General features: G+C 36.2%; 8 protein-coding genes. 4 read left to right on the top strand and 4 right to left on the bottom strand.

Going from position 1 to position 10,152, the window contains the following annotated elements; genetic code table 11:
* Nucleotides 1–178: DUF2200 family protein (locus ACH2CJ_RS18200; protein WP_394994945.1), on the bottom strand; the 178-nt coding region annotated here is incomplete at its 3' end.
* Between the two features lie 243 nt (nucleotides 179–421).
* The gene (locus ACH2CJ_RS18195; protein ID WP_394994940.1) at nucleotides 422–1,309 is read right to left on the bottom strand and encodes an NAD-dependent epimerase/dehydratase family protein; all 888 of its coding nucleotides are present in this window, start codon (nucleotides 1,307–1,309) and stop codon (nucleotides 422–424) included.
* A 317-nt stretch (nucleotides 1,310–1,626) separates the two neighbouring features.
* Here ACH2CJ_RS18195 and ACH2CJ_RS18190 point away from each other — a divergent pair, with 317 nt between their 5' ends.
* Both ACH2CJ_RS18190 and ACH2CJ_RS18185 read left to right on the top strand, forming a co-directional pair.
* A complete protein-coding gene (locus ACH2CJ_RS18190) occupies nucleotides 1,627–2,811 on the top strand; it encodes a hypothetical protein (RefSeq protein ID WP_394994937.1) in 1,185 nt (394 codons plus the stop codon).
* 103 nt (nucleotides 2,812–2,914) lie between these two features.
* A complete protein-coding gene (locus tag ACH2CJ_RS18185; RefSeq protein ID WP_394994934.1) occupies nucleotides 2,915–3,829 on the top strand; it encodes a PfkB family carbohydrate kinase in 915 nt (304 codons plus the stop codon).
* An 85-nt stretch (nucleotides 3,830–3,914) separates the two neighbouring features.
* On the opposite strand, the gene ACH2CJ_RS18180 is transcribed toward ACH2CJ_RS18185, so the two are convergent.
* The gene (locus ACH2CJ_RS18180; protein WP_394994931.1) at nucleotides 3,915–6,926 is read right to left on the bottom strand and encodes a putative LPS assembly protein LptD; all 3,012 of its coding nucleotides are present in this window, start codon (nucleotides 6,924–6,926) and stop codon (nucleotides 3,915–3,917) included.
* A 180-nt stretch (nucleotides 6,927–7,106) separates the two neighbouring features.
* Here ACH2CJ_RS18180 and ACH2CJ_RS18175 point away from each other — a divergent pair, with 180 nt between their 5' ends.
* Together ACH2CJ_RS18175 and ACH2CJ_RS18170 are read left to right on the top strand one after the other, a co-directional pair.
* Nucleotides 7,107–7,883, top strand: a complete 777-nt coding sequence (locus tag ACH2CJ_RS18175; RefSeq protein ID WP_394994928.1) for an N-acetylmuramoyl-L-alanine amidase — start codon at nucleotides 7,107–7,109, stop codon at nucleotides 7,881–7,883.
* A gap of 99 nt (nucleotides 7,884–7,982) precedes the next feature.
* Nucleotides 7,983–8,912, top strand: coding sequence for an MlaD family protein (locus ACH2CJ_RS18170; RefSeq protein ID WP_394994925.1), 930 nt, complete (start codon nucleotides 7,983–7,985; stop codon nucleotides 8,910–8,912).
* Nucleotides 8,913–8,930: 18 nt separating this feature from the next.
* Here the strand turns inward: ACH2CJ_RS18170 and ACH2CJ_RS18165 are convergent, their stop codons facing one another.
* On the bottom strand, nucleotides 8,931–10,151 hold the full coding sequence (locus ACH2CJ_RS18165) for a HAMP domain-containing protein (RefSeq protein ID WP_394994922.1): 1,221 nt from the start codon (nucleotides 10,149–10,151) through the stop codon (nucleotides 8,931–8,933).
* Between the last annotated feature and the right edge of the window lies 1 nt (nucleotide 10,152).

The following is a 10,152-nucleotide window of genomic DNA, read 5'->3' as shown; positions in this document are numbered from 1 at the left end:
CAAAAGATGATTTAGCATCAATTTGGGCTTGTAGTTTTTGGTTATCGAAACCAGTAAGCCACTTAATTACTTGATGCAATTCTTCTTTTGTTCTTCCTTTCTTCTCTACTTTGGCGAGATACAGCGGATATACCGAAGCGAATGTCATTTCGGCCATGCGTTCATCATGTGTTTTCATTGTTTCTGCAATTTGATAGATAGCTTTTTCATAATTTTTCACCAAAACTATGCTTTAAAATTACACAAAATTTAAAAATGTTGTAGAAGTACCCAAAAATGTGATGAAAGAGTAGTAGATATTTTTAAATGAGATTGTCAGGAATTTTTTGTTTCCTCAGTATCTCGTGAAAGAGACACTGAGGGAAAAGGTTTCAGCAGACTTTTTAAATAAATTGAAGGAAGAGGTGGAGAATTGTCAGCCTTATTTTACGTATTTTTTCCAATTATGTTGTTCTTTAAATCCCAGCACTTCACGAATTTTTCGATTTGAAAACAATGCTTCATGTTCCTCTAATTCACGAGTAATTGGCACATTTGGAAAGAACTTTTCGGCCAATTCTTTGCTCGGAATAATGGCACCATTGTGGTCATTGCCAGCATTGAAAACCTGGTAGCCCAAATCGTCTTTTTTCAAACATAAATCTACTATTTGCCCCAAATCACGTGCATCTATATAACAGAAAGCATTTCTGCGTCGCACTTCAGGGTTTTTAAAATAATGTGGAAACAGTTCAGCGTATTCGTGCGGTTCAATCACATTTCCGATACGCAGGGCATAAATATCAAAGCCTGAGCGTCGTTGGAAACTCCGTGCCGTTTTTTCGTTGACAACCTTCGATAATCCGTAGCTATCCATCGGGTCAACGTCATAATCTTCTTCAAGTGGCAAGACTTTTGGGTCAGTTTGTCCATCCGAAAAACAAATTCCGTAGGTAGTCTCCGACGAAGCAATGATAATTTTCTTAATGCCCAATTTAACCGCCGCTTCAATCACATTGTAAGTGCCAATAGTATTGACCCGAAAAGTTTCGTTATCAGGTTTAATTAAGATTCGGGGTACGGCGGCAAAATGCACAACAGCATCAAATTTTGGTACGCCATTGCCCGCTTCCAATTCATGCAAGCCCGTGTATGAACTCATGGCATTAAACATTTGCCCAGAATCCGTTATATCAGCTATCAGATTATCTACCCCTGGGTGATTCAAAGGCGTTAGATCAACGTTTAGCACTTGATGTCCTTGTTCGAGAAGGTACGGAATTACGTGCTTTCCTGCTTTTCCTGAGCCACCTGTAAATAATATTCGCATTTTTTTAATGATTGAATTTAAACTCAGTCGAACTGAGGTGAAAGTAAGTTTTATTTTTAAAAGCCGTTCTAAGAACGGCTGACGCACCGACTGAATTTATATTCAGCCGAACTGAGTCGTATTTTTCGTATTGTTAAATTTAACAATCGCAATTTCCAAATTTCAAAACCCCAAACCAAACAATCAAAACTTTATTTATCTTTCGGTAAAAAGGATTAGTAGGAGAGATTTCATCAGAATCGAAAAACTCAACACTCAGCACTTAGAATTCAGAACTCAAAAAACTATCTTTGCAATAAAATTAAGTATAGAAACTTATGCAAATCATTGAAATTGGCGAAAATAGAAAACTACAAAAGGCATTTTTAGAATTTCCTTCAAGCATCTATAAAGGCAATAAATACTGGATTCGTCCGCTCGATAACGACATCGAAAAAATTTTTGACCGCACCAAAAATCCACTTTTTGATGGGGGCGACTGTGTGCGTTGGTTAGCACAAGATGAGTCAGGAAAAACCATTGCACGAGTGGCTGCTTTTGTCAATGCTAATACCGCCACGCACGGAAATGAGCAGCCAACTGGCGGCATGGGTTTCTTTGAATGTATTGATAATCAGGAAGTTGCGTTTGCGATGTTCGATAAATGTAAGGCGTGGCTACAAGAACGGGGCATGGAAGCAATGGAAGGCCCAGTGAATTTTGGCGAGCGAGATAATTGGTGGGGTTTATTGGTTGACCCTTACGATGCCGAGCCAACTTGGGGAATGCAATATCACCACAATTATTACCGAGATTTTTTTGAGAATTACGGTTTCAAAGATTATTTTCAGCAATACACTTTTCTGTTGCCTATTCCCGAAGTAGAAGTTCGTAAAATAGTTCGTCCTGCCTTGTTCGAGATTGCTAATAGAATTTATAATACCCCAGGCTATGATTTTCGCCATGTGAGCAAGAAAAATCTACCTAAATTTGCCGAAGATTTTCGCATCATTTATAATAAAGCTTGGGCAAAAAACATGGCAGCAGGCGAAATGACGTCCGAGCGTGCCGAGGCGATTATGCAAACCATGAAGCCAATTCTGGAAGAAGAATTGATGTGGTTTGGCTATCATAATGAGCAACCAATTGCTTTTTTTATCATGATTCCTGAGTTGAATCAAATTATTAAACATATCAATGGAAAATTGAATTGGATTGGAAAACTCAAGTGGATTTATCATACTTTGATGAAAACCAATAAAAAAGCCCGTGGGGTGATTTTCGGCGTAATTCCCGAATATCAGGGTAGAGGAATAGAAGCGGCTGTGGCTTTATCGTTTTCAAAGGCTTGTTGGACACCCAATTATCAGTATGAAACTTTAGAATTGAATTGGATTGCAGACTTCAATCCAAAAATGTTGAAAGTTACACAAGCCTTAGGAGCAAAAAAGTACAAAACTTATATCACTTATCGCTATTTATTCGATAGAACAAAAGAATTTAAGCGTTGTCCGCCTATCTAAAAAAAACACTTCTAAGTCGCTTAAAAAAGATAAAAAATTTGCTAACTTTGCAAAATAGAGATATTTTTCACTAAAAAAATCCTCTTATAGAGGTAAATTATCTATGTCGTTACTTACAGTTGGTTCAGTTGCCTTCGATAAATTGGAAACACCTTTTGGCAAAACAGATAAAATTATTGGTGGAGCCGCCACTTTTATTACGCTCACTGCCTCATATTTTGTTAAAGAAAATAATCTTGTGGCAGTTGTTGGTGAAGATTTTCCCCAAGAAATGATTGATACATTGGTGAGTCATGGCGTAAATGTTGATGGTTTAGAAATCAGAAAAGGTGAAAAATCATTCTTTTGGCACGGACGTTACCACAACGACATGAATAGCCGTGATACGGTTGATGTGCAGTTGAATGTAATGGAAAATTTCGATCCGAAAATCCCTGCTTCTTACCAAGATTGTGAGTTTTTGATGTTGGGAAATACTGCCCCTGCGATTCAAAATTTGGTTTTAGACCGCATGGCTAAACGCCCGAAATTTGTCATGCTCGATACCATGAACCTTTGGATTGATATTGCTTTAGATGATTTGAAAGCATTATTGAAAAAAGTTGATTGCGTAACTATCAATGACGAAGAAGCTCGTATGCTTTCGGGAGATTATTCGTTGCGTCGTGCTGCCAAAACGATTATGGCAATGGGTCCAAAAACATTGATTATCAAAAAAGGCGAACACGGTGCGTTGTTATTTCAAGGCGATGATATTTTCTTTTGCCCAGCTTTGCCTTTAGAAGAAGTATTCGATCCAACGGGTGCTGGCGATACATTTGCAGGAGGTTTCATATCGCATTTAGCTAAAACTGACGATTTGAGTTTTGATAATATGAAGCGTGCTATCGTTTATGGTTCGGCAATGGCTTCGTTTTGTGTAGAAAAGTTTGGAACAGAGCGTATTCAAAATTTAACTCAAACCGAAATAGCAACTCGTGTAGAAGAATTTAGAAAATTAGCTACGTTTGAGTTGTAAAACAAACGATGTTCGATGTTAGAGGACAGATGTTGGGGATTTTAAATACTCAAAAAACTATTTCCTAACATCGAACATCATTTCTCTAAAATCCACCACTACCATAATACTGACGGCGGCGACTTACTTTCAATTCCTGCAATAAAGCACTTCTTACATTCAACGTAAATGAATAACTACTATTTGCCGAATAACCCGAAATTGGTGTCCAATTGAAAGCCATATCCCAACAATGTAGCTCACGGTGAAGCGTAATATTAGTCAAAGTTGGAGCCTTTAATTGCAAATCCCAACCAGTATTAAAGCCAACTTTCCATTTTGGTGTAAGGCTCAAATCGCCCTGTAATGTAATTGCTTGTGTAACTTGAGCTTTAGCCAAACCCTGCTTGTTATAATTAAGATTATAGCCGAAACTCAAAGTCCAAGGAATTGTAAAATCTACATAAAGTTCTGGATTTGACGCTACAAATTTCTTCATGGCTTCTAATGTTGGGTCAGCATTTGTATTGCTTTTAGGCTTTGGTTTGTCTTTATTAAACGTTTCGGGAGATAATCGAGTAGAAATAGAAATATTTGCTGAACGAAGCGTAGCCAATCCTGCAAATCCTTTTACTTCCTGTATTTTATAAAAACGTCTGATACGCCCAGCAGGATTTTGCAATCTCAATGCGTCTGTACTTTCTTCTTGATAAAAATAAGGGTCGAGTGTTGCACCAAAATTAAGATTGATTAGATTCTTGAAAAGATTGGTGTTAGCACCCAAATTGATATTCGATAAATTCATCGAATCGCCTAATGCCAAAAGGTTGTAACTTGTGCCTAAACTTAAATTATCGAGTAAAGAAATCTTTTCAAAAGCCTTTGCGGCAGTGTCAGATTTTGAGCGAACTTTTGCTTCAAGCTGATTTGTCAAATTGAAACTCACATTGCCCGATGCCCCAGCCGAAGCTCCTAAAGTTGGATATCTTGGCAAAAGTTTTCGTAAAGTATCATACGAAACTTTGCCGCTGGCATCGGTACTTTTATCAACACGAATAACATTATATTGAAAAAGACTTTTTGTAAAATCAGGGGCATAACTCAAACTTAACGAAGGTGCCATCGTATGACGAATGGCTTGTAGGCGGCCTTTGCCCTTAAATTGATATGTGCCATAAACACGGGTATTCATACTTCCCGAAACCGAGGTTTGATAAGTTGGAAAAAAACCACTTACAGTATCAATTTTTACTGCATTTTCACTTTCTATGTATTCATAATTCAATCTTTTTGTAGCAATATCGCCTCTAAGCGAAATACTTGGTGTGAAGTTGATATATCGAGCGATTTTGAAGTTGGGTAATGAAATAGGAATTGAATAAGTAGTTTGAAACTGTCCGTCTTTCAGCACGTCGTTTAAGGCGGTCAAACTATTCAGTTTTCGCACATTACTTAATCTTTCTTGCAACGCTTTTTGAACAATCCGCTCTTCTATTGTCAAGGTTAGCGGGTTGGCATCTCGCAGTTTTATCTCCTCATTTGTTAGCGGTTTTGCTTCGATGGATGAATAAGAACCGTCATTGTTTTGGCGTATAATTTTGTATTCCGAATAGCTGGTAATACTATTTACTTTGGTATTGGTTGCTTGCAAACCTCCACTTACATTCAAACCAACCCTAAACGATTCATACCATCTCCCGATTTGCTTTTTTTCAGGTACAAAAGGATTAAATTGATTCAAGCCTAAACTATAATTGAGCGAAGCATCTACTTGCCCCGTTGAAAAGTTTTGAGAAACATTGATGCCCGAACTTGTGACAAGTTTCTGTGCAAAAGTTCGCCCAAATTGTATGGAAGAATTGGATGTGCTGCTCAAATAATTGTTTCTATCAACTGTATTGACATTGTTTTTATTAAAACCATTACTTCTTAAATTAACTGAAGAAGAAAAACTGCGGTCGGGACGTTTATTGGCAGGCGAGTGCGACCAACTCAAATTAAAATCTTTGGTTACATAAGAGTTTTTGTCTTCGGGAGAAACAACTTCAGGTTTTAATTTATTATAATTAAATTGTAAGTTTAAACTACCAGAATATTTATATCGCTTCGAATAAGTAGACTGAACTCCAAGTCCCCAACTTCCTTTTGAGTAGAGTTGTGAGGTAAGTGTGAGTCCAATTTTTTCATTAATGGCAAAATAATAACCAAAGTTTTGCAGATAAAATCCTCTTTGATTGGCATCTTCGCCGTAAGTGCCAATAAGTATGCCCGAGGTTCCGGCTTCTTTCTTTTTTGGAATCGGAAAAAAACCAAACGGTAAACCAATTGGCAGTGGAATACCACTCAAAACTAAATTAAAAGGGCCAGAAATGATTTGTTTTTTATTGACTAATTTGATTTTTCGTGCAGAAATATGAAAATGAGGTTCTTTAAGATTACAAGTAGTATATTTAGCATCAACCAAATACAAATCGTCGTTAGCATCTTTCTTTACTTTTTCGCCTGTTACAAAGCCCTCGCCTTGTTGAGTTACGATATTCTTAATGATAGCTTTTCGAGATTTAAAATTATACCGAATCGTGTCGGTATTATATTTATCGCCACTTTGGCTAAAAATAGGTTTACCCTTTACTTTCTCTCCTGCTTTTGTAGTATCTGCTGAGCCATGAGCAAAAATTTCACTTTTCCCCCAATCAATTTTTATGTAATCTGCCACTAATTCAATATCACCATACGTAACTTTTGCCTTTCCATACAAATTGATAATTTGTCCTGTTATATCCATTACCGTCGAATCTTCGGCTACATAATTTACAGTAGATTCCAAACCACTTCCTTTGCTTCTTAACGAATCAGGAATCATCACCCGAGTTGTATCTTTTTTTTCTTCAAATAATTTATTGCCAACAACTCGTGTCGCTGTTTTATTAGTAGAAGGTGGGCTTTGCGTATTGTTTCCAAAATTGGGTAGCCGCCCACCAGTTGGAAATTGAGCAGAGGCATTGAACGAAAAGAGTAGGAGGGAAAGTCCTACGACTGTGATTGTTGCCCAATCCTTCTCAATATGAAGGATTTTAAAAATTTGTGCAATAGATATATATTTTTTCAGTTGTTTCAAAAGCCGTATCTTTGTAAAAAAATCGTTTTTTATCTTTATTAATTATTTACGTAAAAGCTTAATTTTAAGCCCTAAATATTAATTTCGTAGTTCATTTTTTAAAATCTATTGAACTAACGACAAGTAATGGCACAAAATTAGCTTATTATATGGAAGTGAAGAACGTTTGCCCAGAAAATCATGTTAAAAATTCTTAAAGTCCTGTTTTTTATAATCATTACGCTTGAAATTGCTCATGCTCAAAGCGGCAAAATCAAAACTATTGTGATAGATGCTGGGCACGGGGGCAAAGACCCAGGTACGCATCATAGCAAATTGCAAGAAAAAGATATTGCTTTGAGTGTTACCTTGAAGTTAGGTAAAAAGTTACAAGAGCAGCTTCCCAGCGTGAAAGTAATTTATACTCGTAAGACCGATGTTTTTATTCCATTGCACGAACGAGCAGCTATTGCCAACCGCAATAAAGCCGATTTGTTTATTTGTATTCATGTCAATGCAAATCCTTATTCATCAAAATTGAGTGGCTCGGAAACTTATGTAATGGGTCTTCACAAAACCGAAGAAAATCTCGAACTATCTATGCGAGAAAATGAGGTAATTTTGATGGAAGATAATTACAAGAAAAATTATAAAGGATATGACCTAAGTTCTCCGATGGCAAATATTATGCTGGCAAACTATCAAAATGCTTTTATGAAAGAAAGTTTGAAGCTGGCGAGTATGGTCGAAAAACAATTTCCAAAAGTAGGTCATAAAAGTAGGGGCGTAAAGCAAGCAGGGTTTCAGGTATTGTGGCAAACTGCCATGCCTGGTATTTATGTAGAGACCGGTTATTTGACCAATGCTGCGGACAAAAAGATTTTGGGAACTGAAAAAGGACAAGATAAATTGGCAGAAGCAATATTTAAAGCTGTAAAAGCGTATAAAGAAGAGAAAGAGAAAACGTCAAACCCCTAAAAAGGAAACTATTCAGAAAGAAATTTAAGTTGGTTTATATATGGCTTTACAGTATTTTTGTAAGAAAAATGTAAAATTCTCTTTTAGGAGATTGGGGTTATGAAAAAAGAAGTAAAAGTTGGCTTATTGGGTATCATTGCTTTCGCAATTTTTTATCTTGGTTTTAATTTTTTGAAAGGATTAGACGTTTTCAGAACTGAGAATGAATATTATACTTTCTACCAAAATGCCGAAGGGTTGCAAACCTCAAATCCTGTGATGTATAATGGCGTAACAGTTGGACGAGTAGTAGTAGTTGAACCAGAACAAGACAAAAATCGTGTTAGGGTGATGCTCGCTATTAAAAGGCAAATTAAAATCAGCGATAAAACTATTGCAGTTTTGGCAGATAATGGGCTTTTGGGAGGTAAAATGATAAAACTCCTAATTAGTGTGGGTAAAGACTTGAAAGACGAAGGTATCTTAGAAAGTTCGATAGAAAAAGGAATGCTTGGCTCGGTGACTGACAAACTTACGCCAACATTAAGAAATGTAGATTCGTTGATGGTTACTACAACTGCTATCATTAAACAATTCGACCAAACTGCCTTAGCTCTCAAAGCATTGATGGCAAGTGCTACTCAAACCACAGCTGGCGTAAACGGAATTGTAGCTGCAAACTCTAAAAATCTCTCAGAAATTATTGGTAATGCCGCTGTATTGACTGCTAATCTCAATTCATTATCAAATAATCTTGATGCTCAAATCAAGCCAATTCTTCAAAAAACAAGCACTTTTACTGATTCGCTCAACGCCATGCGTTTGGGGCAAACAGTGTCGCAGTTGAATAACTCAATAGCTGGTTTACAGGGTGTTATCAAAGAAATTAACCAAGGAAAAGGTACCCTTGGTAAATTGGCAAAAGATGATTCGCTTTATGTAAATTTAGATAGAACTGCCGCAAATATCGCTCTGTTGATGTCAGATATGAAAGCAAATCCTAAGCGATATGTGCATTTTTCATTGTTTGGTAAGAAAGAGAAAAAGTAGTTTTTTGCACACAAATTCTTAGTTTTCAGCCACTATTTGGGCCGAATTTGAAAGTTCGTTTGTTATCTTTAATAAAAGGTCAGAATCTGCTTTTAAATGATTGATAAGTTCTTTTTGAACGTTGTTTGTTTTTCCAATTTTGTCATCCTCTAATAATTTTAAAGAGGCTTTTATTGTCGAAATTGGCATCTTCAATTCATGCGAAATAGTTGCAATAAAATTTGTTTTCTCCAAATCTAATTCTTGAAATTTGGTGATATTTTTTAATGTTATTACTGTTCCACTCGTCTCATTCTCTGTATTTTTTACTTCCAAAATATCCTTCGTGAAATAACTTTCTTTTTGATTAGCAAAGATTTTAATGGGGTTTGATATATTTTCTTTTTGAAGTAAATTTCTTAGTAAATCGTTGTCTAACGCTATATCTGGGGCATATTTGTTGATAATTTCCTCTTCTTTCACGCCTAAAAGTTGAACCGCAATTTGATTGATAAATAAAATATTTTTTCGCTCATCAAGGCCAATAATCGCATCATTCATATTGTTGATGATTGTTTCAATTCGCCGTTTTTCAAAAAGTAGTTTTGCCAAATTACTGTGTTCGTAATTATCGAGTTCTTGTGCCATTTTATTGAATGCGGTCGCCAAAATTCCAAATTCATCATTTGATTTAAAATGTAAACGTTGGTCATAGTTTTTATTGGCAATTTGCTTGATACCCTTGGTTAGCTCGCTAATCGGTTCGGCGATATAATTAGGAAAATTAAAAATGAAGGAAAAAGTAAACAAAAGTACTGAAGCCAATACAAACGAGAGGAGTGTAATAGCTTTGTCGGCCGTTCGAGAGGCAATTTGGTTTTTGCGAACAATGGCATTCATATTCAAATCCATGATTTGAAAGATATTTTGTCGCATTGTGGCAATATGTATTGATGAACTGTCTTTTTTATACAAATTGAACTCATTGCGAAGCTGTTGGGTTACATCACGTTCTCCTACTTCCGAAATGTTATTTTCTTGAGCAAATAGGTTTTGTTCAAATTGATCGTTTTTGCTCATCCTCTTTTCGATGCTTTCGAGCATTTTTTTTGTATATTCTAAAGTTTCATAATTATCTCGCAAGATATTTTTTGCATCGGCTGAAAGCTGTTGTAAATACCAAACGCCTAATCCTCCTGTGAGTAAAATAGCCAGAAAAAGGGAGATTAGTCCGAGCGTAATTTTGGTTTTTATTTTCATT

Source organism: Emticicia sp., from assembly GCF_043780375.1.
Classification (GTDB): domain Bacteria; phylum Bacteroidota; class Bacteroidia; order Cytophagales; family Spirosomataceae; genus Emticicia.
Note: the sequence above shows the minus strand (reverse complement) of the source record. Positions and strands in the feature narration are given on the sequence as shown.

Bases quoted from the DNA above. Each gene is read 5' to 3' on its own strand.
- ACH2CJ_RS18195 (WP_394994940.1), bottom strand. From the start codon at position 1,309: ATGCGAATATTATTTACAGGTGGCTCAGGAAAAGCAGGAAAGCACGTA.
- ACH2CJ_RS18190 (WP_394994937.1), top strand. From the start codon at position 1,627: ATGCAAATCATTGAAATTGGCGAAAATAGAAAACTACAAAAGGCATTT.
- ACH2CJ_RS18185 (WP_394994934.1), top strand. From the start codon at position 2,915: ATGTCGTTACTTACAGTTGGTTCAGTTGCCTTCGATAAATTGGAAACA.
- ACH2CJ_RS18175 (WP_394994928.1), top strand. From the start codon at position 7,107: ATGTTAAAAATTCTTAAAGTCCTGTTTTTTATAATCATTACGCTTGAA.
- ACH2CJ_RS18170 (WP_394994925.1), top strand. From the start codon at position 7,983: ATGAAAAAAGAAGTAAAAGTTGGCTTATTGGGTATCATTGCTTTCGCA.
- ACH2CJ_RS18165 (WP_394994922.1), bottom strand. From the start codon at position 10,151: ATGAAAATAAAAACCAAAATTACGCTCGGACTAATCTCCCTTTTTCTG.